The following is a 24,304-nucleotide window of genomic DNA, read 5'->3' as shown; positions in this document are numbered from 1 at the left end:
GGCCCTTCGCCAGTGGTGCTCGATAAGGAGTATGACTGCAGCTACTCAGTACTGCTCTGGGTCTTTGGCAAGCTGATGGTGGTGGGAGGGATCTTCGAGGATGATCTGGCGTACCTCATAAATACCATCTTGACAGCGCATTCGATGGCCAAGTTCGATTCAGGAGCACAATGGGCCAGGCAAGGCCCGCCGCAAAGCCAGCGATCCCGGCAGGTCCGGCATTTCTGAGGGTCCTGCACAGTTCTTCGTGCCCGAACCATTCGCTCGATCAGCCCCTTTGGGAAATCCGGCTCCTCGATATTGCCCAGTCGAAGCTCCGGACGGAGCATGGAGGGACAGACAAAGGCCTCGCCGCCGGGCATTACAACAACGGACCGGCACGCATCAAAGTAGCAGTGATGAAGCCTCTCTCTTCCTTCTTCTATAGTATTGCGCATTCTCTCCAGTTCCCTGAATCGCACCAGGCTTCCGCCCATTTGGGCCAGGCCTTCTGCACGCTCTATGGCTGCCTCAATGCCTCTGGAAGCAACGGCGGCATCGGGCTGCATCGAGTTATCGCCCCGGCCCGCTTGTCTCAGGAAGTCGATTGCGATTCCCTCAATGTTGCCAAGGTAGCTGCACAGCTCCACGAGCCCCGCAAGAGCCCCAACATTGGCCCTGGAGAGAACACAGGTCGCGCCGACCCGAATTCCTGCTCTTCTAAGGGCCATAATTCCATTCAGTGCAGATTTGGTAGAGCCGCCACGTCCGCTGGAAAAAGGCCGGATACGATCGTTCACTGATGGAGGGCCATCCAGGCTCACGCCTATTCCGATTTTAAGATCATTCAGCCTTCCGGCAACATCGGAAGTGATGAGGGTAGCGTTGGTCTGAACCTGGCAGGGAACGTGCAGGCCCAGCTCACTGAGATAATCCATAGCATTCTCTATGAGATCAAGATTGAGAAGCGGCTCGCCGCCTGTGAACTGGATCTTAAAGCCATCGAAGCATTCCGCCATCACGTCGATGGCCCGCCTGGCAGTGACCCAGCCCATCGAGGCGCTCGACTCGCCGCCGCGGGCATAGCAGTAGCGGCAGCGAAGGTTGCAGTCACTTGTTACGGATAAAGCCAGAAGGCCGGGGCTTTCCTTGGGCATTTTACCAGTTTTAGTCCTTAGCTTCCCGAACTTGCATCGGTTTGTGGTTGATCATCCTCGATCCACCCCTCGATATCCAGATAGATGTCCCGAAGCTCCTCCTTCATCTCGTCAGACGCCTGCCACATCCCCCTCTCCACTGCCTCAAGCAGCCGCTCGGCGATGTTCTGCAGAGCATGGGGGTTCACTTTTTTCAGCCACTCCTGCATATCCCTATCCAGAGCATACTTGTTCGCCAGCTCCTCGTACATCCAGTCCTCCAGGACCTCGGCAGTGGCATCCCAGCCGAAGGCGATGTCCACCATCCTGGATATATCGCCAGCGCCCTTGTAACCATGACGCTTCATGCTCTCGATCCATTTGGGGTTGAGGATGCGGGCCCGAAAGATGTGCTTGGTCTCCTCAACAGTGCTCCTGGTCTTCACCCGATCCGGATCTGAGCTGTCGCCGCAGTACGAACGAGGAAGCTCGCCTTTCAGGGCCTTGACTGCGGCGATCATCCCGCCATGATAGGAGTAGAAATCATCGCCGTCCAGCATATCGTACTCCCGGGTGTCCTCGTTCTTGACCGTCAGGTCGAGACGGCTGAGGCGCCTTCGAAACTCATCTGGAACGGTCACTCCGAAGTTTTTGCGGCCGTAGGCATAACCGCCCCACTTTACGTAGATCTCGGCCAGGTCTTTCTCATCCTTCCAGTTCTTGGAGTCGATGGCATCTGAGACTCCAGCGCCGTAGGCTCCGGGACGGCAGCCGAATATGCGGTAGCTGGCCAGAGTCTTGGCCTGCTTTTCATCGATTCCAGCGGCCATCTTCTCGGAAATGTCTGCAGATACATGCTTTGCCAGGAAGTTCTGCTCCGGCAGCTCCTTCTGCTCTGCCACCAGCTCTACTGCTCTATCAACAAGATGCACGATATTTGGAAATGCATCCCTGAAAAAACCGCTGATGCGCAGCATAACATCTATTCGAGGACGCTGCAGCTCTTCTATGGGAATGAGCTCAATACCTGTTACTCTGCCGCTCCTCTCCTCCCAGACCGGCCGAACGCCCATGAGGTAGAGGACCTCGGCAATGTCGTCTCCCTTGGTCCGCATGGTGGGACTGCCCCAGATAACCATTCCCAGGGATTCCGGATAGCAGCCCTCGTCCTCCAGGTAGCGCTCAAGCAGGGCTTCTGCCTGGGCGACGCCCACCTTCCAGGCCGCCTGGGAGGGGATGGCCTGGGGATCGACGGAGTAAAAGTTTCTTCCCGTGGGCAATATGTCCGCCATTCCCCGAGTGGGAGCCCCGGAGGGTCCGGGGGGCACGAACTCTCCTCTGCAGGCGGCCAGTGTGTTGGTCAGCTCGTCAGTCGTGGAAGCTATATTGGGCAGAAGAGTCGTGCTGATATACTGCAAGACCGCCTCAACATCAGAGTCTCTCCGGTCCATAGCCTCTGATAAAACCGCCGGGATAAGATCAGCAGAATACCCCACATCGCCGAACTTTTTCATTATCTGGAGTGAAAGCTCATGAACCTCCTCGATAATATGGCCCCCGCTTCTTGTGCCATCCAATAGCTTTCCTCTGCAGCGAAGCAGATGATCGTAATCAAATCCTTGCGAGCGGACTAATGCCTCTCTCAATGACGGCACTAGGCCGTTCTTCAACCTGGTGAGTGCCACCAGGAACTCCTCCAGCCTCGATCCCTCGGGCGGCTGGCCAAAGATGTGCAGACCGTCCCTGATCTGTGTGTCTGCTATCTCATGCAGATATTCATGCAGCTTCTCAAGAAAATTGTCAAAATCCCCGAAAGCGGCTTTTTCATCCACCTCCAGGTCGTGATCCAGCTTTGCCTCGCAGACCTTCTCCCAGATCATGTTCCTCTGAACTGGCAGCTTTGCCGGATCCTCGGATGCTATATGGGTATAATCGCGGAGCATCACCTCAAGCTCTGCCATCTCGTCATAGATGTCGGAGTTGTGCATCACAGGAATGAGATGGTCGATGATGCAGCAGTAGCTCCTCCTCTTGGCCTGAGTACCCTCACCTGGGTTGTTTATGATATAGGGATAGATGTTGGGCAGGTCGGATATGGCAATGTCAGGGAAGCATGATTCCGAAAGGCCGGCGGACTTACCGGGGAGCCATTCCAGTGAACCGTGCTTGCCGATGTGCATGACGACATCGGCCCGAAAGATGTCCCGGATCCAGCGATAGTATGCATAATAGTGGTGCGGTATGGGAAGGTCCGGGCTGTGGTAGATTGCAGCTGGGTCCTCCAAGAATCCCCGCGGGGGCTGCAGTCCAATAAATATATTGCCATTGCTGATTCCGGGAATTATTAGTCTTCCCTGATGGGCGAAGAGCTCACCTGGGGGCTCACCCCAGGATTTGAGCATCTTCTCCTGTACATCATTGGGAAGCTCCTCAAACCATTTTGCGTACTGCTCCCCGCTGACCAGGTCGATCGCCTTCTGGGCCATCGCCTCCGGGCTCGACCAGCGTCTGTCGTTTGTAACCCTGGAGATCATGCTCTCGATCAGGATTTGGCCGCTTTCAGGCAGGCTCTCGAGCATGTATCCTTGTCTCTCGAGGTAACAGAGGATGTTGTATACAGATACCGGCGAATCGAGCCCGAAGGCGGTGCCTATCCGGTCGTTTCTGGGAGGATAGTTGTGGAAGATTATTGCCACCTTCTTTTCCGAATTGGGAATATGCCGCAGCCTGGCCCAATTAATGCTCAGGCGCACAATCTTGTTTACGCGCTCGGGCAGAGGCTCAAACCTGATGATTCTAGCTCCTGTCAGCGGATCTACATCAGCTCTATCTCTCGCTGCCACGGGAACAGTAATGAGCATGCCGTCAAACTCAGGCATGACGATTCCCATGGAGATGTCCATGGGGCTCAAACCCTGCATTGACTCTTTCCACTCTGCAGGAGTGTTGTAGGTCACTATAGCCTTCAGGACAGGTACATTCAGCCTCTTTATGAACCACTCATCGGATCTGGCGAACTTCTCCGCCTCGCTACTGTCTGATCCCTCCCAGGGCTTGATGGCCAGAGAAAACATGAGGGTGCTTATCAGAACATCTATTATGGGCCGTCCATCACGCATGAAGAGGTTTTCTACCACCCACTCTGCTCCCTTGGTTCCTCGTTCGACATCCTTGAGGGCGTAAAGGAAGACAGGAACGACATTTGCACCCTGCCCCTCGATCTCCCTGATCAGCCTGTCGATGAAGATAGTATTCTCCGACCGCCAGAGGCTCTGATAGAACCATAGGCCCACCGTCGGCTGTCCGGCCACATATTTTCTCTTAAGATAATCATCCAGGGTTGGGACATAATCGAAATCTGGATGATAGATTCCCTCCCAGATGGGGCGCACAGGATCAGAAAACTCATAATCTGCTCCTGCAAAGCGGTTGGCGAGGTAGAGGAGGAGATGGTAGTAGTTTTCCCGTCCACCATAGTCCAGGTATTGAGATATTTTATGGTAGGTGTCGTCGTCGACAGTTGACAGCTTCATGAGCTCGATCTCAGGCTCATCTGAGGCAGATTGTGCATAGATGAAGGCATTGCTATCCTGTAGTTTTGGGATCAGCTGGTCAAAGCAGGAAAGGCTCTTCTTCCCGCCGTGAAGATTGAAGATAACCAGGTGACAGCTCCTGGCAAACCGCGCGAACTTCTCCAATTGAGCGGCGTCCTTAAGATCTTCGCCGGATCTGACCGCCACCTCCGCAACCTCTTCTTTCTGCCTGATCAACTCCTTTAGCGCAGATACCAGGGGGAAGACGTCGCTTGCTTCCTGGGTAGTGACATAGGCAATCCTGAGTTTTTTCGTAATAATCCATCCCGTTTTTTTATTCATCGGTCAAGCTTTCTCATAACGAAACATTTTTTTATTTAGAGCTAGCTGAGTTGATTTAATAAAGCTTTCGAGAGGACCTCGATGGTTTTTGCGAGGATAGGATCAGATGAGATCGAAAAATGCTGGGGACATCAACGAAATGCCTGCTGGAGAGCTGAAGGTCGCTCTCATTCACGCATCTATTTCCTGGAAGGACAAAGATAAAAATATGGCTAAGCTATTGGCTCTCAACGAGGAGGCAGCGCAGAAGGGCTCCCGCATCATTTTAAATACAGAGCTTGCCACCACAGGCTACGCCTTTGAGAGCAGAAGGGAGATCGCCCCCTTTGCAGAGAGCATTCCCGGGCCGACTACCATCGCCTTTGGACGGATTGCGGAGAAGTATGGATGCTATATCTGCATCGGTATGGCTGAGCGCGACCTGAAAACCGGCATACTTTATAACTCAGCGGCACTTCTCGGGCCGAAGGGCGATGTTGTAGCCAGGCATCGCAAGCTATCTCCGGCCTTCAAGGAGAATCTGTGGTCTGCAAAGGGCAATCTCCCCGTCCCCATAGTCCAGACAGAGTTCGGCTCGCTCAGTATATTGATCTGCGCTGACACCTACTTTTATAGACCTGCGAGGATCGCCGCCCTGATGGGAGCTGAGATTCTTCTGGTCCCGGCCAACTGGCCTCCCACTCATCACAATCCTGAGAAATTTTGGCGGGCGAGGGCTCTCGAAAACGGCATTTATATCCTGGCCTGCAACAGGACTGGAAAGGATAAGGTCATGGAGTGTGATCTTGCGCAATCCTTCATCTTAGATCCTCAGGGCCAAGCTGTGGTTCAGTTCAGTTCTCCTGAGGATACCATTATCTATGGCAATCTGCAGCCAAACACGGTCACGCCGGAGAACTCATTGAGTGCTAGAAGACCTCAATGCTATGGAAACATATCTTTGGATCCATACACGCACATAGGCATTGAGATGCTTCTTGGATTGCCCAAGGCAGCTGAATTTTCAGCCGCAACACTGCAGTTCTGCTCTGAGCCTCTGGATATAAATTCCAATCTGAAAAGAGCGCTCAAGCTCATAGACGATGCCGTGGCCAGGAATTCAGGCGATGGGCATGCAATCAACCTTCTCGTCCTGCCCGAGCTCATCACATCCGGCCCGCTTATCAGCCGGGAAGAGGCGGATCTCTGCTCTGATGAGATCCCGGGGAGGATCACCGACCTTTTTGCCAAAAAGGCGCAGGAAAAAGATCTCTTCATAGTCTTTGGCATGGCTGAGAGGAGCGAAGAAGGGCTCTACAACAGCTCTGTCCTGGTTGGCCCGGAGGGAGTTGTGGGCAGGTACAGAGCAGTCCATCTCTCCTTGCGTGACATGAGCTGGGCCCTCCCAGGCAAGGACGGTTTTGAGGCCTTTGACCTCCCCTTTGCCAGGGTCGGAATGCTTATCGGACGCGATCTAATGTTCCCGGAGGCTTCTGACTCTCTGGCAAAGCTCGGCACCGATATGCTCTGTGTGCCTGTCCTCTGGGAGGATGCCAGCACCAGGTTCATCTGGGAGGCAAGGCTGGGAGAGCAGATGCATATGGCCATCGCCAATCAATGGGGGAACTTCGGTCGGAGTCAGGGCTCTTGGGGAGAGCCTGCTGTGCAGCTACTCCCGCTATCCGGAAAGGGTCTCCAGGCTGCAATCTCCACCGGAAGGCGATGCCATCAATGTGGTGAGGTTCGGGACGAAAGAGTCCAGAGAGAAGAGGTTCCTGGAGAATATAGACTACGATATCCTTCTGGATTTGTCACACAAAGGGGGCTATGAATGAAACTTGCTAAGTTTTATGATGGAGTTGAGCTGCACAGGGAGGAGAAGATGGTCTATGCGCGCTTGGTTGCCCCACACCGGGTTCTTTCCACCTGCCGCAGCTGTTCGGGAGGACTGCATGACGACCTGCAGTATATCTACAATCATCAGTCCTGCGAGCCTGCGGGAGGGCACATGAATAGCAGGATGCACATATTGGCGGTGGATCGTCCTGAGGAGTACAAGAGAGAGGTAGCCAGCAGCCACAACCTTCCATTCCAAAAATGTGCAACGCTTGGAACTGCAGCCAATATGAACAATGCAGCGATCTGCCATGAGCGATTTCAAGATCTGGAGGTTGTGACTGTTTGCACCGGCGGCGTGGAGGGAAATGCAGGTCGGGCAGGAGATCCCGCCTCCTACTACGAGCCACAGGAAGAGAGTGCAGATGAGCGGGCTGAGAAGGGTGGCGGCCTGGAGCCAGGAACTATAAATGCCATGATATTCATCAATCGAGAGCTTCTTCCCGGGGCTATGGTCACCGCAGTCCTCACTGCCACCGAGGCCAAGACTGCAGCCCTTCAGGAGCTGGAGATCCCTTCCCGGTATTCTGAGGGCCTTGCCACAGGCACCGGAACAGATCAGATTGCAGTGGCTTCCCGGCTGGGGGGGAGAGCAATAGCATTTGCCGGCAAGCACTCGAAAGTAGGGGAGCTCATCGGTCGCACCATGCATGACGCAGTCTTAAGGACGCTCTCCCTTCAAAACGGCCTGACGCCCGCCGGCCAGTCTTCCTCACTGGCTCATCTGGAGCGGTTCAGAATCGATGAGCAGGAGATGTGCCAGGGAATTGGGAAGTTCCTTTCTAAAGATGACGCCGATCTGTTTAAGAAAAGTTTTTCAAATATCATCAAGGATCCTATAACTGTTGCTGCTGTTGCTGCTCTGGTCCATCTGAGGGATAAGTTTGTATGGGGCATTCTCCCGAAAAGCTGCACGGCGGAGATAATGGTACTCTACGGGGCACAGATCTCCGCCGCCGTCTCGGGCAAGAGCCAGCGCATAAACGATTATATGCAGATGCTCTCCTCATTGCAAAAGTCCCTGGACAAGCAGTTCTTTCTGGAGTTCGTATATCAGGCATTCGCCCTCGGCTTTTCCGAGAAGTGGGCCGATCCAAAAAGCGAGGGGTGCGGAGGGGCGGGATGCGGAGATGAAGAGGCTGCGATCACTCAATAGCGGCATCTCACCGCCTCCATTTTTGCGGCAAATCCTTTTATCTTAAGCCTCACGGATAGACCCACATCTCCTGCGGCCCTCCGCCGAAAAACTTTTCCAATAGCTCCTGGTGCACTGCCTCAGGATCGATATCCTTGAAGAGATCGGGATGGAACCATTTGGCCAGGTAGAGCTCTCCTATTATTGAGCCTATCCCGTAAGTTACAAAAGATGCCATAGTATGAACCCGACCATCCTTTATGGCCGTAACGTCTGCCAATTCTGGTCGGGAGAGTATTTCATTCCGTGTCCGCACCATGATTTCGGTCAGATTCTCATCGGTCTGGGCAGAAACAGAACGTACGATTACATCTGGATCTATCTCCACCAGCCATTCAGGATCCACTGTGGGATACTTAACCTTCTGATCGGCCACAATATTTATGCCTCCCACTGCAACGGATAGATTGTCGAAGTTCGTTCCCTTACCCATACTATAATACGGCTTGGACCACTCAAAGAAGACTAAAGGCTTATCCGTCTCCTCAAGACCAGCAACGTGCTCATCGATCATGCTCTGATATTGATTGATGAAACTGATGATCTCATTGGCTCGATCTTCCTTCTCCAGTAATATTCCTAAATCTTCCACTACAGTAACCACCGTTTTTGGGTCCAGAGATGAATATACCAGAACAGGTATACCTGCATCTTCCATTTCTTTGCGGTTGTCACTGGTGAGCATACCGTCAGCAACCACCAGATCAGGCTTGATTTTAACGATGGCTTCCAGATCCGGTTTATGGGAGCTTTTAGCAACCACTGCCACATCCATAAGAGGCGCTGGATAGTTTGAATAAGAGCAGCGTCCTATGATTCTATCCCCGCCCCCAAGAGCGTAGATGAGCTCCGAATTGTATGAGCCCATGGAGACAATCGTTTCCACAGGCATTGTTACATTGACCGATTGACCATCGTCATCGAGGATGGTTACTATCTTTTCATTCAACCCTTCCGTTGCATCCTCACATGCTCCTGGGAATCCCACAAAAATAAGGGCTATCAAGAGAATGCCCAAAACTCTGCCAGTCATTTGTCTCAACTCCTTTAAATCCATCTTCTGTCCTACGGATAGACGGACTTCTCCGCCATCTGTTCACCAAAAAACTTCAAGAGAAACTCTCTGTGCACCGCCTCAGGATCGATATCTTCGAAGAGGTCGGGATGGAACCATTTGGCAAGGTAGAGGTCTCCCACCACAGAGCTAATGCCCCATGCCACGGGATTGCCAAGAATATACACCTGGTCATTCTTGACCGCCTTTACATCGACCAGCTCAGGCCGGGAGATAATTTCGTTATGAATTTCCTTCATCTTGTCGGTTAAGTTCTCATCAGCAGTGTTAGTGGCGTAGCTAAAGATGATGTCGGGATCCCTCTCCACAACCCATTCTGGGTCTACAGTTGGATAATCCACAGGCTGATCGGCAGCGATGTTTATGCCACCGGCAGCAACTGTGAGATTGTGGAATGTAGTTGCTGAAGCCATTGTGCTATATGGGTATCCTATCTCTATGCCCGCAGACTCTATCTTCCTGCGATCTTCTTCCGAGAGCATGCTGTCTGCAATCACCAGATCAGGATCGATCTTATGGATCAGCTCGACATTTGGGCTGCGGGAACTCCGAGCAACTACAGGCACGCCTTCCAATGACGAAGGATAGAAGGAATATGAGTCGCGCCCAACTATCTTATCACCAGAGCCCAACGCATAGATGATCTCAGATGCGCGTGATGTGATCGAGACTATCTTTTCCACCGGAAGCGATACATCGACCAGCTCTCCAGTTCCATCTACTATGGTAACAATATCCTCTGTCTCCTGTCCCTCACATGCCCCCAATAATGAAAAAAATATAAGGATCTGGAGAACGCCACCTAAAAGGTTGCCGTTCATTTTTTAACTCCCGATTGTAATGCTTCGATCTCAGGATAGGCCCATGCCCCTTCCAGATCAAGTCCATAAAATTCTCGGAGCATCTCTTTTTCCACCGCGGCTGGATCAATGTCCTGGAACAGCTCAGGATGGAGCCATTTTGCCAGATAAAGCAGATATCCAATCATTCTGGGCCCTCTTCTGATGGATAGATGACTTATGTAGATCCGTCTGTTCTTGACGGCATTGATTTCTTTCAGCTCCGGCCGCGCTAGAATCTCCTCCCTTTTTGCTTGCAGTGTCTCTTTTGTCGTTGGAGACGATGAAGAGACCTGAGAGATGATCACATCCGGATTATGCCTGATCACCCATTCATCACTCACAGCAAGCCTGCCAAGCTCCTTTGTGCCGGCGATATTGACCCCGCCGACAAGAGTTATACCCTCATCCGCAGCAGTGCTGGCTTTGGTGATATAATTCTTAAAAGCGCACTCGTTATAGACCAGGGGCTTGTTCTCGATATTCAGGCTGCCGGTCCTATCTTGAATAATCTTTGCATATCTCTCTAAAAATTCTATAAGTTCTTTCGCTCGATTTTCAGCAGCCATTATTCTGCCCAGGGTGTTAATGTTGCTTATTAGAGCCTCCAGCTCGCAGCCCTTTTCGATTACGACCACAGGTATGCCCGCAGACTCAATCATGCTAAATTCCTCCGGGGGGACACGCCTGCCGGTTATCACTATATCAGGTCTGAGATCCAAGACCATCTCTCCGCTGATGGTCTTTCTAATGCTGCTGCCAACTGCCGGCTTCTCACCCAGGCCAGGAGGAAAGCTGGAATGGTCATCCCGCCCCACAATCCTATCCATTCGGCCGAGGATGCAGATGAGCTCCGAGGCGATAGGTGTCAGGGTGACCACTCGACCGGGTGGACAGGGTATCTCTTCTCTCTCTTCGCCTTCTGCTAGTATTATTTTATTTGTCATTTTACCACCTTGTCCTCCTCAATCATCTCCTCGATCTCCAGATACACATCTCTCAAGTTCTCCTGTGCCGGAGGCTTTTTCTTCCTCTTCTTTATCACGAAACTTGACTAAACACAAGCAAACTTGATTTAATAATCTTTCGGTTTAGCTGGTCAGGGGAAAAATGCTCTCTCCGGGAGGCCCAAATAGCTCTGTCAGAGGAATGACTTCAAGGGCCTGGAAGAAACCTCGGTCGGTGAAGTAGAAAACCAGAAACGTCATGCAGATGCAGGACAGAGCTATCTAAAAAATACGTGCTTGTCGTCTGAAAGCCTTGACGATTGCAGAACCCTTAAGTAAAAAGGAATGCCGTTGAAAATTGCACAGAGAAACACTTCACAGTCTGTGAAGCTCCGTCTTTTTAAATCCTGCCACAATCCCATTTACAGCCACAGTCGAGCCTAAGACGGGAAAAATTCAATTAACATACTTATCCTACCAACAGTTTTATCTATCGAAATGAAATATAGCAAATGATATTGGGTTATAACAAATTAAATTGATGATGTGCAATACTCCGCGTACCTGCCCTTGCCAAGAAATTGCTTCTCGAAATTGTATGCGGCGTGGCTGGTCGCTGATCAAAGGGTGGCAAAAGTGAATAGAATACCTTGTGCACGGCAGATACCTGCGCCGCCTGCGATTGGATCTGCTAGAGCATCTCATTGCAGTGACGCTGGAGCTGTAATAGCGAGAAATCCGGACATTTGAGTGATTTAATGGAAGAAGCTAGTTTGAGCATATCTAGAGGGGCTGAGGATGATAATTCTCGGCAAAATAGTGACTATAGTGACCTGGAGCTCAATCTTCTGGCAGATAGGAGCTTTCTGGACATTCATGGCTGCCCATCGAGGTTGGCTCACTACCACGGAATCGATTGCAAGCTATCCGGTTCGGTCTATGTCGTCTCGGAGATCGAGAGAGCTATTCCCCTGATACACGGCGTTAGAGGATGTGCCTTTCACCAGCGTCTGAGCCCACGCAAGCTCTATTCTCCAGTCTATGATATGGCCTGCACCAACCTAATGGAGGAGGACGTCATTTATGGAGGAGAAGAGAAGCTGAGACGGGGCATATATGATACCTATAAGCGATATAATCCCGATCTTATAGTCGTTCTTCCCACCTGCATATCTGGGCTGATGGGAGAGGATGTGCATAGCGTTGTTGAAGATATCAAAGACGAGGTCCCCTGCGAGCTGGTCATTGTCACCTCGGAGGGCTTTGCCCATCGAGACCACGATTCCATCGACTCCATAATGCAGTATGTAGCTACTTCATGGAAGAACACATCCCAGCAATTTGATTTCCGGGGCTGCGGTCAGGTGGATATGCTGGCAGCTCTGGCCGAGCAGCTGATGGAGGAGCAAGATGTAATCGAGAACTCGGTTAACCTGGAATCGAATGGCAGGAATACCTTTGGTTTCAACCTTGAGCTGCAAGAGGTCGGAAGCATTTTAGGTAAGATGGGGATCACCCTAAATACGGTCTTTCCCACCACGACCGTCAAGAGAATAAAGCAGGCACCCGCCGCCCGGCTTAACATAGCAAGGTCCCGTACAGATAAATGGGCCGCCTATATGAAGGATGAATTTGGGACCGATCACATAAAGAGCTGGCCCCATAACTCTGGAATAGAAGGCATGGCAAGATTCTTAATGGATATAGGCACCAGGATGGGCCTGGATGGCGAGGCGGAAGCGGTGATCGATGAAGAAAAAAAGAGAGCTGAAAAAGAGCTGGTAAAAATCAGACATGCTCTCATGGGATACAGCTTTGCCATCGTCTCCCAGAGCTTGATATTCAATCCCCACCGGGCGCGGGTCTACATAGATGATCTGATGATTCCTATTAAATGTATCTGCATTGATTCTCTAGTGCTCAACCGGCTAAAAGTCTCTCAGGAGACGAGAGATATGATGATAAAGAATATGTACAGCATATTCGATGAAATGAACCTGGACTTTCAGATTACAACCGATCCATCTGCTCAGGAGACATATAAAATATCCAAGGAGGTTGACCACGTATTAGGCGAGTTCATCACCTCCCACGTTTACGAGAGGAATGCTGAGATCCCCGTATTGGACATCACCATGTTCAGCAATATGCTCTACAGGACCAGCTTCAACGTTATCATCGAGCTGGGCCGGTATCTGACGCGGAGGATAAACAGGCCTCAGATAAGGGATAGACATCTCATTGTCTCCCGGCTGAAGTACAACTCTCCCTATTACCCCCTGCTAGATGATCCCAGAATCTCATCCTCTGTGAGCATGTGGCAGGAGATATGGAGGGCAAACTCCAGAGGAGGCTGCTAGAATGGATGGGGGGAGATTCTTAGGAGCCTTTCGGGCCTGCTCGGGAATAACCGACGCTGTGGTGCTTAACCACGTCCCGGTTGGATGCAACTGGGGGGCGGGGATGTTCAATTCCATCTCTCAGCAGGCAGATATCAGACATGCCTGTACTGTTGTGCATGAGCGGGAGATAGTCTTTGGAGGGGAAGAGGCTTTGAAGAGGGCCCTGGAGCTAGCAGACAAGACCTGCAGCACACCCTTATTGGTGGTCATATCTGGAGACGTCCCTTCCATAATTGGGGATGATGTTCAGTCGGTGATCGATTCTCTCTCGCTGAGAAAGGATGTGCTGTGGCTTGAGGCTGCAGGCTATAAGGGCTCCATGAGAGATGGCTACGAGGACGCCCTGGTAAAGCTCGAATCGCTGATGAAGGAATGCGAAATAAAGAGGCGCTCAGTCAACCTGATCGGCCTTTGCCCTGATGACTTCAAGGTTCATGCCGATCTGAATGAGATAAGAAGAAACATAGAAGCCCTGGATATCAGCGTGAACAGCACTATATCTATGTGCAGCCTCGAAGAGTTTTGTACTGCTCCCGCAGCGGAATTGAACCTCGTGATGGGTCAGGGAGTAGATCTGGCAAAGAAAATGAAGGATGATTTTGGCACACCCTACATAGAGCTCGATTACCCCTATGGCCTTGAAGGATCCAGTAAGTTTCTGGAGGCATTATCCGGCCGCCTGGGCGTGGAGTATTGTGAGGAAAAGTTCATCGATCTCGAGCCATTTAAGCGGACGTATCTCCATCAGCATGAAATCTATGGAACAGGTGTGTCGGTTACCGGCGATTTTCGCTGCCATTCGATGTCTGATTTCCTGGAAAGAGAGCTGGGCTTCGAGATTGAGGTGAAGTGCTCTTATGACCAGTGCAGCTCATTTGAAGATGATGTAAGAAGATCCAATACCATGATGCTATTTGGTAGCAGCTTTGAGCGCGGCCTGGCCAGAGAGCTTGCAATTCCTCTCATGAGGTTCGTCTACCCGGTATTTGACCAGGTCTGCATGTACGACTATGCTCCTTATGCCGGACTGAGAGGGACGGTCTTTCTGACCGAGAGCATAATCAATACCTTAATGGGATTCGATAAAAGACCTAGATACTCGGCTTAACAGGAGATGATCTCACAATGAGAAAGTTCTGCGTATACGGCAAGGGCGGGATTGGAAAGTCCACAATGGTATCAAACATAGCGGCAGCTTTAGCCGAGGATGGGAAGCGCGTAATGGTCATAGGATGCGATCCCAAAGCGGATTCGACCCGCAGCCTGATCGGAAAAAGGATTCCGACCATTTTAGACGCCTTTCGCGAAAAGGGCCCCGGCCGGATGAAACTGGAAGATATCGTTTTTGTCGGATTTAAGGGCGTATATTGCGCCGAGTCCGGCGGGCCTGAACCTGGTATTGGCTGCGCTGGCCGTGGGGTTATCACTGCTGCCGAGATGCTGACCCGCCTTGGTGCCTTTAAAGACCTTGATCTTGATGTACTGATATACGATGTTTTGGGAGATGTAGTCTGCGGCGGTTTTGCCATGCCTTTGAGAAACGGTCTGGTTGACGATGTCTACATCGTCACGACCTGCGACTCCATGTCCATCTACGCCGCCAACAACATTTGCAAAGGAATCAAGCGCTTTGCGGAGAGGGGTGATGTCTTCTTGGGCGGCATAATCTACAATGGAAGGAGCGTCGTAGACGAGCCGTCTATAATCGACGGATTTGCCGCGAGGCTGGGGACTCAGGTCGTGGGAAGAATGCCCATGAACGATCTAATTCCGAGATCTGAAATTCACCATAAGACGGTAATAGAATACACTCCAGACTCGGAAATTGCAGAGATATTCAAGAGGATCGGCAGAAACATACTCGAAAACCGTAAAACAACTGTTCCAAAACCGTTATCCGACGAGGAGCTAAACGAGATCAATAGAGAGGTCGAGGATCTATTCAGAGAGAAAACCCTGACTCAGCTCTCCACCTGAGGCTTATTGAATTTAAAAATGCCATAGTAAATGTATGACATTTTAGAATAAAAGGAAAAAGGAGGTATGAATATAAAGTTTTATGAGCTATTATACATATTTATCATCTCGTTCATGGCTGCTACCGCAATGGGCGTCCCGCCGCGCGTTCCCACAACTGATATGGATGGTGCATCAAGGCACCTGAGATGTTCCTTGCTTATTGCCGCATTAACAAAGCCGACGGGCGTTCCAATTACAAGTGCTGGCATAACATCTCCAGAGACTATAAGGTCGCAGAGAGTCAGAAGTGCTGATGGCGCATTGCCTATCAGCACTATGCTTTCAGATAGCTCTTCTTTAAATGCCAAAACGCCTGCTGAAGCTCTGGTTATGCCTTTGCTTTCGGCCAGCTCATCTCCTCTTCCAATCATGACTCTAATGGAGGATTGATGGCCTTTTTTGAGCACACCTTCTTTCACCATGTTGATATCCACAAATATCCTGGCCTTTGCATCCAATGCTTTGAGTCCTGCATTTACCGGGTCCTTTACAAACCTGAGGATCTCAGCCACATTGGGATCTCCCGTAGCTATGGCACATCTCTGTCTAACTCTGTCCTCTGGAGTCGAGTTCCCCACTATCTCTGAGATGATCTTTCTGCTCCTTCTGCTTATGTCCATCGCCTCACGAGTAGTGGCACTTATATCGGAATAGTTCTCATCCATCTGCTCCGCCTCAATCTCTTTTCAATTCAGCGGCTGCGCTCAATAACCAGGTCGATTTAACCATATTTGGTTTAAGTCTAGTTGGTTTGATTTAATAACCTTTCGGTGAACAATAAGTGGGATCAATCATAGACCAGAAATGATGAGTCAAGGGTGCGTGAGAGGCAAAGTTCCGCTGCCTGGAGAGTGAATCGCACCTTTAGTGATGCAGTTCGTTCACTACTCAGCAGGATATGCCGCCATCGATTCCCTCTATGGTTCTCAGACCATAACGGAAGAGCAGGCATTAATAACGCTTTTTAGTTGCAAAATTTTATTTATTACTATTCTAGAAAATAATTAACCTATACTTTATATACAAGTAAACTTGTTTTACTGCAAATTTGTCTTATAAAGGAGGATGAGCAATTGCGAAAAAACATAGTCTTGATGCTGGTATTCCTCAGTCTTCTCATAACGGCAGGAAGTGCTGAGAATATCACAATTGTTGACTCCACCGGACGCTCTGTGAGTGTAGATGTGCCGGTGCAAAAGGTGGTATCGCTGGGGACTGGTGTGGCAGAGTACCTTTATGCGCTGGACGGCAGAGAGATCCTGGTGGGAAGAGACTCGTATTCTCATTTCCCTCCGGCTTTGGAAGAGGTACCTATTGCTGGAAAGAGCTCCCATTCCCCTGACCTGGAGCTGATAGTCTCGCTTAATCCGGACCTGGTGATCGCCGATACAATGCTCACCAACGATGATTTGAAGGAGCTTGAAGGCGCAGAAATCCCCGTTATGCTCGAGTCTATCGTGGATCCGGCCAAAGACTTGGGAGTAATGGAAAAGCTGGGGACAATAATGGGGAAAGAAGAGCGTGCCCAGGAAATCACCGGTTTCATCGAAGGCTATCAGGATCTGATCAAAGAACGCACTGCCGATCTGAAGCCAGAGGATAAGCCCAAGGTCTTCTTCGAATGGGCTGGAAAGCCGTACTACACGGTTTCAAGCGGCAATCCCTCTGATACATTGATCCGGCTCGCAGGTGGGGATAATATTGCAAAAGGTCTGGGCAACAGCACTCATTCGTATCCCACCGTCAGCCCGGAGTGGGTGGTGGAGACCGATCCGGATGTGATAATCCAGCAGAGGTCCAGCGACAAGACATTCACAGAGGATGAGCTGAAAACGCTGAGAGATGAGATCATCGCTCGCTCTGAGCTTGCTGATGTGAAAGCGGTCAAAGAGGGCCGGGTTTACCTGATCTCTGGAGAGATCAGATATGGGGTACGCTCTGTCATCTGCCAGCTTTACATGGCCAAGATGTTCTATCCCGAGAGGTTTCGGGATATAGATCCAGAGGCGGTCCACCAGGAGCTTGCAGAGAAGTTCTACGGTCTGAGTCAACTGGATGGGGTATATATCTATCCCACCGGCTCAGCCAGCTGATTCATATTTTTTTAATATTTGAAGATAATTGAGGCAGATATGAAAGAGATAGTAAGCATAACAGTGGCAGCAGTATATCTTCTGCTATTAATAACGGCAGCATCTGCAGCCGAGTCTGACTTCGTCCTGGGAATTTACGGAAATGCAAATATGGATCAGACCATAGACGAAAGCGATATCGTCTATGTGGAGGAAATCATCAGCGGAGCTAGGGAATCGACGGATTTGGCCGATGCTAATTACGACGGCAATGTGAATGAGCTTGATTTAGATCAGATAAAAAAGATAATTGCAGGGACGGAAGAGAACCTGACGATAGTGGATAGCTACAAAAGAGTAGCTACTATTAAAAAGCCTGTACGGCGAATTGTTTCCATATCGATATACAACAATGAGGCATTGAGGATGTTCGGCGAGCTTGACAAGGTAGTTGCCATCGAAGATAGCACCAAGAAAAAGGACGTGTTCTTCCCTCAAGGCGCCGAAATGCCATCAATCGGAGGTTATCCTCCAAATCCGGAGGCGATATTCAAATATCAACCCGATCTGCTATTGGGCGCAACCTCATGGACAAAGGAACTCTATGATAAGCTACCTGGCAACACCTCCGTGGTAGGCCTCGATTTCACCTCAAAAACACCTTATTCCTTCGCAGAGGAGACTACAAAGCTCGGCTATATCTTGAACCGCAGAGATGAGGCAAAGGATTACCTGGAAAACTTCCAATACAAGTATATCGACGCTATAACGGCCAAAACGGCAAGACTCTCCGATGAGGAGAAGCCCAGAGTATATGTGGAGTCCTCATTCGGCAATTACAAAGCATACGGCGGCAATGGTTCAGGCGCTCAGACCTATCTCGAGATGGCCGGTGGAATTAACATATTTGAGGACTCGCCTCTCTACTTCGAGGCTGATCCTGAGGCAGTAGTAACTAGCAATCCGGACATCATCTTTAAGCAACTGAGAAACGATGTAGGATACCCAGCCAATGACTTCTCAGTCATGAGCGAGGCTAGAGAAGAAATCCTGAACCGGCCTGAGCTTGCCGATGTGAACGCTGTCAAAGAAGGCAGGGTCTACATCATTGACGAAGGGCTCTCCTACGGCTTCAGTTATCAGATAGCAGTGGCGTACATGGCAAAGTGGCTACATCCAGAATTATTTGATGAACTAGACCCTCAGGCAATGCACCAGGAGTTCATCGATAAATACTGTCCAGGCCTGAGCTTCAATGTGTACAAGAACGGGACCTTCATCTACCCGCCACAGGCGGAAAATCATGCTGTCGCCTGAGAGCTAAATATTGGTAGGCACCCGCATACAGCAAACTGGCAAATGAGGCGACAAAACCATGTCGCCTCACATCTCAGGTCAATGTCAGGTCAAATAGCTCGTACTTCAATCCTTCAGACTCCAGGCGTTCCAGGATACCGGGGATCTGCTCGTCCACACTGACGACGACTGAGCTAATACCGTGATAGGCGGCCTCTATCACAGCCTGCTTCGCACCGAAGATCACATCTGGCTCTCTCTTTATCTTTCTAAGGGCCACAAGAGCCTCGATGCCTAAGGAGCCGACCATCTCATAGCCTGAGACCCTCTCTCTCAGAAGATCGAGATCGACATTTCTGGATCCCCCTATCTGGATTCGCGGCACCTTGCATACGATTATCCGTCCTTCCTCAAGACTTATCAGGCCTTTGAGATCAGATACTCCAATATCCTCACCCGCAGAAGCATCTGAGATGGTTATGCCTTTAGCTTCTATGTCGTCTTTTTTATTCGCATAGAGGAGCCCATCCCGCATCTCCAGGGATACCTTTTCACCCTTAATGAGGTCTGATTCTGCCAATGCACTCCAGACAGAGACATGGCTGATAATGTCCTCCATAACCGCTCGAGCATATTGTTTTAGCTCAGCTGCGCTCTCGAGCAACCACTCCACACCTTCCTTGGTAATTCTGTATCGCATGCGTCCGTCTGTAGTAACCAGGCCTTCTGCCACGAGCTCCTTGATGTATTCCGAGATGGCCTGTGGGGTCAGGTCAAGTCTATCTGCTACCTCCTTCTGGCGCAGATTGGGCTGGTGGGCAGCTATCTCTACCAGGATCTGAAAGCGAGAGCTTTCTCGCTTGCTTTTAAGTACGTTGATCATCGGCAATCCTCATTATGATTTTAATGACCATGGGATCGGTAACGGCTGAGCACGCTCTCGAGATCTTCTCTCTTTACCGGTTTGCACATATAATCATCCATTCCTGCCTGGAAGCACATCTCACGATCCTCTTCCTGGTTGCAGCCTGTAACGGCGATGATTTTTATGCTTCGATCGTGCCAGCGATGGCGTATGGCTTTGGTTGCCTCAAGGCCATCCATCTTGGGCATCTGTATGTCCATTAAAATCACATCATAGGACCGGGTTTCCAGGGCATGAAGAACATCAAGCCCATCATTGGCGACGTCTGCATAGAGTCCCATGTACTTGAGCATTCTCAGCATCAACTCCTGGCTGCAAGGGTTGTCTTCCGCAAGCAATATGCGCACGGTATTGTAGGATCCTTCCTTCGCGAACACTTTTAAGGCCACCTACTGTGAATCTTCAGGCAACTTTTCTCCTCTGCCATCTCATGCCTCCTAAGTTGTCCATTCCAGCTTATAAGTGGGAAATGGAAGTGGGTGCCAAACTGCAGTCAGCACCCATCTCCGGATTTGAATAGGGGTGTGCATTTTGTTATCCACTAATTTTGATTTAATACAAATTTACTTTACTTAAAGATTGTGGTATGCTACTCCTGAAAGCGACCAGATCTGTTATCAATGGGGAACTGTATCCAAAGAGGAATAGCAGTAGCGAAGCATCCAAGCGCCGCCACATGAAAATGGTTCCAAGCTAAGCTGACTCAAACCCAAGTTGAATGCGCATGCCCTTTATCCCCCAAGCAAGCATCGGAGTATTACTATAAAGTGAAACGGCGGCGACGCACCCCACCGCCCGGCAGACGGGGCATCCGAGGCGTCGCCGCATAAAGATAATACTACTCGGATCTGATTTAATCCCTAAGTTAGATACGGATGCCCTTTATCCCCGATGCAAGCATCGGGATATTGCGATAAAAATCAAGCCGGATTTATCAAGTGCACCTTCCATAAATCAATTTTTTAATCAGAAAAGTATATATCTCATTGAGGAAGCAATAGACCTGAGGTGAGACATATGCTGGACAAGTTTGTATCAGAGCGCCTATTCGATAAGACGATAGAGGTATACTTTGGAACCGGAAAGTCAGACAGGCTCAAAGGCAAAGTTGTGGATAGCGCCGATGGGGTCTTGGTCCTTGAAAATGCCGGAAGAAGAGACTACATAAACGTAGACAGGGTACTGGCTGCGTGGGAGGTAGATTGAGGTCTAAAGGACCACTGGTTTATTTATTTGTATGTGTTTAGCTCCACTGAATAGTTCGATTGATGCTGGTTTCATCTCATGATGAGCATGAGGTAAATAACCTATCCCAGATGGAAAACGATGATAATAACTGGTCTTGTCCGAAATCTACTATTGAGAATTGGTTGCGCAGGATGCTGCTGAATGGGCTCAATGATATCGATTATGATGAGCTAAACACATACATTTGTTTTAATATTGCATTCTTTATCCTCACATTATTTGACAACCTTCATCTCCTATATGATACGGTTGCGTGCCAGGTACCGCTAAAGCTTCTCATCCTGCAGTTCATATGGATCTGCCAGGCGATTCAGAAGTTCCTTTTCGTAGATATCGGGATCTATAAAAGTCCGGCCAATGATCGGGACGCCTTCATTCCGTTGCTTATCTGGATCTGGACAGTTCACAAGCTCCCTTTCTTTAGTTATTGCATACAGTGCAAAGGTATCAGGATCTTCAAAGGTCCGGCCGACGATCGGGATGTCCTCAAAGGGATCAGATCGCATCAGTGTCAAAGGCACCTTATTTTTGAGAGAATAGGTGTACCGTACTTCTAGCAGATTTTCTTGCCAATGCATACCAGGAGGACGAGATGTGCTATATGCTATAGCAACTGACCAACATTTTTCATTCACATCGAGGTATACCGTAGGGATAAGGAAACGATAGTCTTTTCCAATCATCACTTCATCTTCAAACTTTTTCACTGCTTGACGAGTTGCCGGCTTCGGATCAAACCCACAAAATTTTGGCATCACTTCACCCTCATTTCCTGATATACTATAGCCCTGAGATCTCCAGTCTCCGGAAGGACGCAGTTCTCAGTTTACTTGCCATCTGATCTAGATGCGCTACTTGCCCGCTGATCCTACGGTCTTTGCCGTCTGAAGCATAGAATCAACCGGATATCCCATTGCCCGGGAGAAACTGAACAGCTCCACAGCGAGCTTTGTGAATTCCTGGCCCAGCGACTGCACGAGCAGGGGCTGCGCACCGCTGGAGAGATCCATCTCGATCTCTATGTCGCCCTCCAGTATGACCCCCTCCAGGCTCTGAACTTCATAATTGGACAACGTCTCGTTCAAGTCTTTCATTTTTATGGAACTTCTCTCATCTGCCATCTTATGCCCTCCTTAGCTGTCCATTCCAGCTTATAAGTGGGAGATGGAAGTGGGCGCCAAACCGCAGTTTGCTCCCACCTCCTGATCTGAATGGACGCGTGGATTCCTTGGTCCACTAAATTTGATTTAATACAAATTAGTTTTACTTAAAACTTGCGGTCGAAAGATTTTTTAAATTTTATAAAAATTGATGTGGAGTCAGGACCCTCTCCACAAGAGCACCCTCAGGGACGGGGGTAAACAAATATCAAATCGGGAAATTCCATGCCCATAAAATCGGTCATATATTCTTCGTAGGCTTCTGTCGGATCTGCAGCAAAATCCGGGTGGAGTAGCTTGACCCAGTAAAGATAGCCAACCACGCTGTCCAGCCCCGTCATCAACTCGTTGCTGATCAGGTATACCCGTTTGCTTTTCACTGCATCTATGCTCTCCCAGCCATCGCGATTCAAGACCTCTGCAACTATTGCCTCCGGCTCATCGGTGCCATTCCAGCCCCAGTCCACCTCTGAGCTGTAGACGTACTTCATCACCACCTCTGGGTTCTCGGTGATGATCCACTCGCTATCCACATGAGGATAGGCTTCTGATAGATTGGCCGCAATGTTCCTGCCGCCGGCAAGTTCAAGCACCAGGCTTCCCTTTGCACCCTCTCCATATGTCCCAACATCATTTAGACCCTTAAAGCCCGTCTCCAAAAAGACGCTGGGCCTCTCATCCCGGCTCAAATTGTTCACATATTCATCTATCTGCCTTTCATATCCGGAGCGCCATTGAATATATCGATCCTCTGCCCCATTCGTGCCCAAAATGTAGCTGAGCTTGACCAGTTCTTCTGTCACGAAATTCGGATCTGTGAACTCCAGGGCGACTACGGGTATTCCTGTAGGATCGAGATTCTCCTCCGCTTCGGATATTGGCGGCCATTTTTCGTAGCTGATGACCAGATCAGGGTCAAGGGAGATGACCGCCTCATAGTCCTCTATCTTCCAGCCGCCAACGGATGGCCGATCGGCGAGATCGGGAAAGAAGTAGATCTTCTCATGGATGGTATTGGAGACCCCGACGATCTTGTCTGTAGCCTTTAAAACCTTGAAGGCCTCAGCAGCAAGGCCGCTGGGAACGATGATTCTTTCCACAGGCATATCGATTGACACCGTCCGGTTGGCGGTATCTTTCAAGATGAGCTTCTCTTCTTTGCCTGCTATGATATCCTCAATCTGCGCGATATCCTCCTGGTCGATACTGCCATCGTTGTTGGCATCGGCCAGCTCGTTGTACTCCTCTGTGCCGTTGATGATCCCTTGAATAAAATCGATATCCAACTGATCTATGGTATCATCCAGGTTTGCATTGCCGTAGATCTTCAAGGTGAAATCAAATCCACCTGCCAGGATTGGCAGTGAGCACAGCATCAACCATGCCAATAGCATCCTTATGCGTGTCTTACTAAGCATTTCGATCACCATTTTTTGATTAAAGGAAAGATTAATTGATTTAAGTCTTTCTCAACCGGACAAGGAGCATTTGATTCATTGCCACCCAGTATGACGCATTGGCCCAAGATTTATATACAACTTAATTTGTCTAAAAGTCAATTAAGTTGACTAAATAGGAGGTAGTGACGTTGAGAAAAAAGGCTTTGCAGATCCTGATCTCTCTTTTATTGGTCATCGAGAACCTGGGAAGGGCTCTTGGAAAAGAGGAGCGCGCTTCTGAGCTGGCGGGCCAGCTGAAAGGTTATCATGATCTTATAAAAGAGAGAACCTTGGGCATAAATTCGGAGGAGAGACCAACCGTGTTCTTCGAGTGGCTGGGAAAGCCGTATCATTCGGCATCCAACGGCACATCCTATGACAACTTCATCGACTTTGCCGGCGGAGTCAACATCGCAGCCAATGAATCGGTCGATTATCCCAATGTCAGCCCGGAATGGGTGATAGAGAAAGATCCGGATGTCATACTTCACATTCTGGGAAGCTCGAAGGACTATACAGAGGAGGAGCTAGAGCAGTGGAGGGATGAGATCATATCTCGGCCGGAGCTGCAGAATTCAAGGGCGGTCAAAGAGGGACGGGTCTATGTTTTAAGCGGTACGGTGGCCACGGGAATCCGCTCTGCGATCGGCGAGCTTTACCTGGCCAAGTGGTTCTATCCAGAATTATTCGATGACATAGATCCGGGTGCCGAGCATGAGAAGCTCATACAGGAGTTCTACAACATGAAGCTGGAGGGAGGATACGCTTATCCCTCCGATGCCTGAGCTAGCAATGGTAGCATGAAAACAATGCGTGGTGGAA

Annotated in this window: 20 protein-coding genes; 9 read left to right on the top strand and 11 right to left on the bottom strand. The window is 49.9% G+C overall.

What is annotated here, in order from left to right:
- Positions 1-41: 41 nt before the first annotated feature.
- Entirely contained in the window at positions 42-1,136 is a 1,095-nt protein-coding gene (locus tag IPI63_RS00410) for a radical SAM/SPASM domain-containing protein (protein WP_292476012.1), read from the bottom strand.
- Between the two features lie 17 nt (positions 1,137-1,153).
- Positions 1,154-4,990 carry a cobaltochelatase subunit CobN gene (gene cobN / locus IPI63_RS00405; protein ID WP_292476010.1) on the bottom strand — a complete coding sequence of 1,279 codons (3,837 nt, stop codon included), beginning with the start codon at positions 4,988-4,990 and terminating at the stop codon, positions 1,154-1,156.
- A 106-nt stretch (positions 4,991-5,096) separates the two neighbouring features.
- Between cobN and IPI63_RS00400 the strand changes: the two genes are divergently transcribed.
- Both IPI63_RS00400 and IPI63_RS00395 read left to right on the top strand, forming a co-directional pair.
- Complete coding sequence (locus IPI63_RS00400) at positions 5,097-6,800, top strand: carbon-nitrogen hydrolase family protein (RefSeq protein WP_292476008.1); 1,704 nt, start codon at positions 5,097-5,099, stop codon at positions 6,798-6,800.
- On the top strand, positions 6,801-8,021 hold the full coding sequence (locus IPI63_RS00395; protein ID WP_214066155.1) for an adenosylcobinamide amidohydrolase: 1,221 nt from the start codon (positions 6,801-6,803) through the stop codon (positions 8,019-8,021).
- A gap of 49 nt (positions 8,022-8,070) precedes the next feature.
- On the opposite strand, the gene IPI63_RS00390 is transcribed toward IPI63_RS00395, so the two are convergent.
- From IPI63_RS00390 to IPI63_RS00380, 3 genes are read right to left on the bottom strand one after another with little or no spacing between them, the layout of a single operon-like run.
- The gene (locus tag IPI63_RS00390) at positions 8,071-9,117 is read right to left on the bottom strand and encodes an ABC transporter substrate-binding protein (RefSeq protein WP_292476007.1); all 1,047 of its coding nucleotides are present in this window, start codon (positions 9,115-9,117) and stop codon (positions 8,071-8,073) included.
- A gap of 8 nt (positions 9,118-9,125) precedes the next feature.
- Positions 9,126-9,956: an ABC transporter substrate-binding protein gene (locus IPI63_RS00385; protein WP_292476006.1), complete on the bottom strand. Its 831-nt coding sequence runs from the start codon at positions 9,954-9,956 to the stop codon at positions 9,126-9,128.
- Complete coding sequence (locus tag IPI63_RS00380) at positions 9,953-10,921, bottom strand: ABC transporter substrate-binding protein (protein ID WP_214080462.1); 969 nt, start codon at positions 10,919-10,921, stop codon at positions 9,953-9,955. The genes IPI63_RS00385 and IPI63_RS00380 overlap by 4 nt, the downstream gene beginning before the upstream one ends.
- Before the next feature lie 773 nt (positions 10,922-11,694).
- Between IPI63_RS00380 and IPI63_RS00375 the strand changes: the two genes are divergently transcribed.
- From IPI63_RS00375 to nifH, 3 genes are read left to right on the top strand one after another with little or no spacing between them, the layout of a single operon-like run.
- Positions 11,695-13,281, top strand: coding sequence for a nitrogenase component 1 (locus IPI63_RS00375; protein WP_292476004.1), 1,587 nt, complete (start codon positions 11,695-11,697; stop codon positions 13,279-13,281).
- 1 nt (position 13,282) lies between these two features.
- Complete coding sequence (locus IPI63_RS00370) at positions 13,283-14,431, top strand: nitrogenase component 1 (RefSeq protein ID WP_292476002.1); 1,149 nt, start codon at positions 13,283-13,285, stop codon at positions 14,429-14,431.
- A gap of 17 nt (positions 14,432-14,448) precedes the next feature.
- Entirely contained in the window at positions 14,449-15,300 is an 852-nt protein-coding gene (nifH, locus tag IPI63_RS00365; protein WP_292476000.1) for a nitrogenase iron protein, read from the top strand.
- An 80-nt stretch (positions 15,301-15,380) separates the two neighbouring features.
- Here the strand turns inward: nifH and IPI63_RS00360 are convergent, their stop codons facing one another.
- Positions 15,381-16,007 (bottom strand): precorrin-8X methylmutase, encoded by a 627-nt coding sequence (locus IPI63_RS00360; RefSeq protein ID WP_292475998.1) that lies wholly within the window; start codon positions 16,005-16,007, stop codon positions 15,381-15,383.
- Positions 16,008-16,415: 408 nt separating this feature from the next.
- Here IPI63_RS00360 and IPI63_RS00355 point away from each other — a divergent pair, with 408 nt between their 5' ends.
- Positions 16,416-17,435, top strand: coding sequence for an ABC transporter substrate-binding protein (locus IPI63_RS00355; RefSeq protein WP_292475996.1), 1,020 nt, complete (start codon positions 16,416-16,418; stop codon positions 17,433-17,435).
- 39 nt (positions 17,436-17,474) lie between these two features.
- The gene (locus IPI63_RS00350; RefSeq protein ID WP_292475994.1) at positions 17,475-18,731 is read left to right on the top strand and encodes an ABC transporter substrate-binding protein; all 1,257 of its coding nucleotides are present in this window, start codon (positions 17,475-17,477) and stop codon (positions 18,729-18,731) included.
- A 73-nt stretch (positions 18,732-18,804) separates the two neighbouring features.
- On the opposite strand, the gene IPI63_RS00345 is transcribed toward IPI63_RS00350, so the two are convergent.
- A complete protein-coding gene (locus IPI63_RS00345) occupies positions 18,805-19,593 on the bottom strand; it encodes a MarR family transcriptional regulator (protein WP_292475993.1) in 789 nt (262 codons plus the stop codon).
- 20 nt (positions 19,594-19,613) lie between these two features.
- Positions 19,614-20,012 (bottom strand): response regulator, encoded by a 399-nt coding sequence (locus IPI63_RS00340; protein WP_292475992.1) that lies wholly within the window; start codon positions 20,010-20,012, stop codon positions 19,614-19,616.
- Between the two features lie 640 nt (positions 20,013-20,652).
- Here IPI63_RS00340 and IPI63_RS00335 point away from each other — a divergent pair.
- Complete coding sequence (locus tag IPI63_RS00335; protein ID WP_214064842.1) at positions 20,653-20,841, top strand: MM0924 family protein; 189 nt, start codon at positions 20,653-20,655, stop codon at positions 20,839-20,841.
- A gap of 308 nt (positions 20,842-21,149) precedes the next feature.
- Here the strand turns inward: IPI63_RS00335 and IPI63_RS00330 are convergent, their stop codons facing one another.
- The 3 genes from IPI63_RS00330 to IPI63_RS00320 all read right to left on the bottom strand — a co-directional run bounded on the left by IPI63_RS00330 (position 21,150) and on the right by IPI63_RS00320 (position 23,473).
- A complete protein-coding gene (locus IPI63_RS00330) occupies positions 21,150-21,638 on the bottom strand; it encodes a hypothetical protein (protein ID WP_214064843.1) in 489 nt (162 codons plus the stop codon).
- A 96-nt stretch (positions 21,639-21,734) separates the two neighbouring features.
- The gene (locus IPI63_RS00325; protein ID WP_292475990.1) at positions 21,735-22,004 is read right to left on the bottom strand and encodes a hypothetical protein; all 270 of its coding nucleotides are present in this window, start codon (positions 22,002-22,004) and stop codon (positions 21,735-21,737) included.
- A gap of 224 nt (positions 22,005-22,228) precedes the next feature.
- Positions 22,229-23,473 carry an ABC transporter substrate-binding protein gene (locus IPI63_RS00320; RefSeq protein WP_214064845.1) on the bottom strand — a complete coding sequence of 415 codons (1,245 nt, stop codon included), beginning with the start codon at positions 23,471-23,473 and terminating at the stop codon, positions 22,229-22,231.
- A 158-nt stretch (positions 23,474-23,631) separates the two neighbouring features.
- Between IPI63_RS00320 and IPI63_RS00315 the strand changes: the two genes are divergently transcribed.
- Positions 23,632-24,267 (top strand): ABC transporter substrate-binding protein, encoded by a 636-nt coding sequence (locus IPI63_RS00315; RefSeq protein ID WP_292475989.1) that lies wholly within the window; start codon positions 23,632-23,634, stop codon positions 24,265-24,267.
- The last annotated feature ends 37 nt before the right edge of the window (positions 24,268-24,304 follow it).

The sequence above is a fragment of the Methanothrix sp. genome, assembly GCF_016706325.1.
In the GTDB taxonomy this organism is placed as follows: domain Archaea; phylum Halobacteriota; class Methanosarcinia; order Methanotrichales; family Methanotrichaceae; genus Methanothrix.
The sequence above is the reverse complement of the archived record's forward strand: the minus strand, read 5'-3'. Positions and strand labels throughout refer to the sequence as shown.

Bases quoted from the DNA above. Each gene is read 5' to 3' on its own strand.
- IPI63_RS00410 (WP_292476012.1), bottom strand. From the start codon at position 1,136: ATGCCCAAGGAAAGCCCCGGCCTTCTGGCTTTATCCGTAACAAGTGAC.
- cobN (WP_292476010.1), bottom strand. From the start codon at position 4,990: ATGAATAAAAAAACGGGATGGATTATTACGAAAAAACTCAGGATTGCC.
- IPI63_RS00400 (WP_292476008.1), top strand. From the start codon at position 5,097: ATGAGATCGAAAAATGCTGGGGACATCAACGAAATGCCTGCTGGAGAG.
- IPI63_RS00395 (WP_214066155.1), top strand. From the start codon at position 6,801: ATGAAACTTGCTAAGTTTTATGATGGAGTTGAGCTGCACAGGGAGGAG.
- IPI63_RS00390 (WP_292476007.1), bottom strand. From the start codon at position 9,117: ATGGATTTAAAGGAGTTGAGACAAATGACTGGCAGAGTTTTGGGCATT.
- IPI63_RS00385 (WP_292476006.1), bottom strand. From the start codon at position 9,956: ATGAACGGCAACCTTTTAGGTGGCGTTCTCCAGATCCTTATATTTTTT.
- IPI63_RS00380 (WP_214080462.1), bottom strand. From the start codon at position 10,921: ATGACAAATAAAATAATACTAGCAGAAGGCGAAGAGAGAGAAGAGATA.
- IPI63_RS00370 (WP_292476002.1), top strand. From the start codon at position 13,283: ATGGATGGGGGGAGATTCTTAGGAGCCTTTCGGGCCTGCTCGGGAATA.
- nifH (WP_292476000.1), top strand. From the start codon at position 14,449: ATGAGAAAGTTCTGCGTATACGGCAAGGGCGGGATTGGAAAGTCCACA.
- IPI63_RS00360 (WP_292475998.1), bottom strand. From the start codon at position 16,007: ATGGATGAGAACTATTCCGATATAAGTGCCACTACTCGTGAGGCGATG.
- IPI63_RS00350 (WP_292475994.1), top strand. From the start codon at position 17,475: ATGAAAGAGATAGTAAGCATAACAGTGGCAGCAGTATATCTTCTGCTA.
- IPI63_RS00345 (WP_292475993.1), bottom strand. From the start codon at position 19,593: ATGATCAACGTACTTAAAAGCAAGCGAGAAAGCTCTCGCTTTCAGATC.
- IPI63_RS00335 (WP_214064842.1), top strand. From the start codon at position 20,653: ATGCTGGACAAGTTTGTATCAGAGCGCCTATTCGATAAGACGATAGAG.
- IPI63_RS00330 (WP_214064843.1), bottom strand. From the start codon at position 21,638: ATGCCAAAATTTTGTGGGTTTGATCCGAAGCCGGCAACTCGTCAAGCA.
- IPI63_RS00325 (WP_292475990.1), bottom strand. From the start codon at position 22,004: ATGGCAGATGAGAGAAGTTCCATAAAAATGAAAGACTTGAACGAGACG.
- IPI63_RS00320 (WP_214064845.1), bottom strand. From the start codon at position 23,473: ATGGTGATCGAAATGCTTAGTAAGACACGCATAAGGATGCTATTGGCA.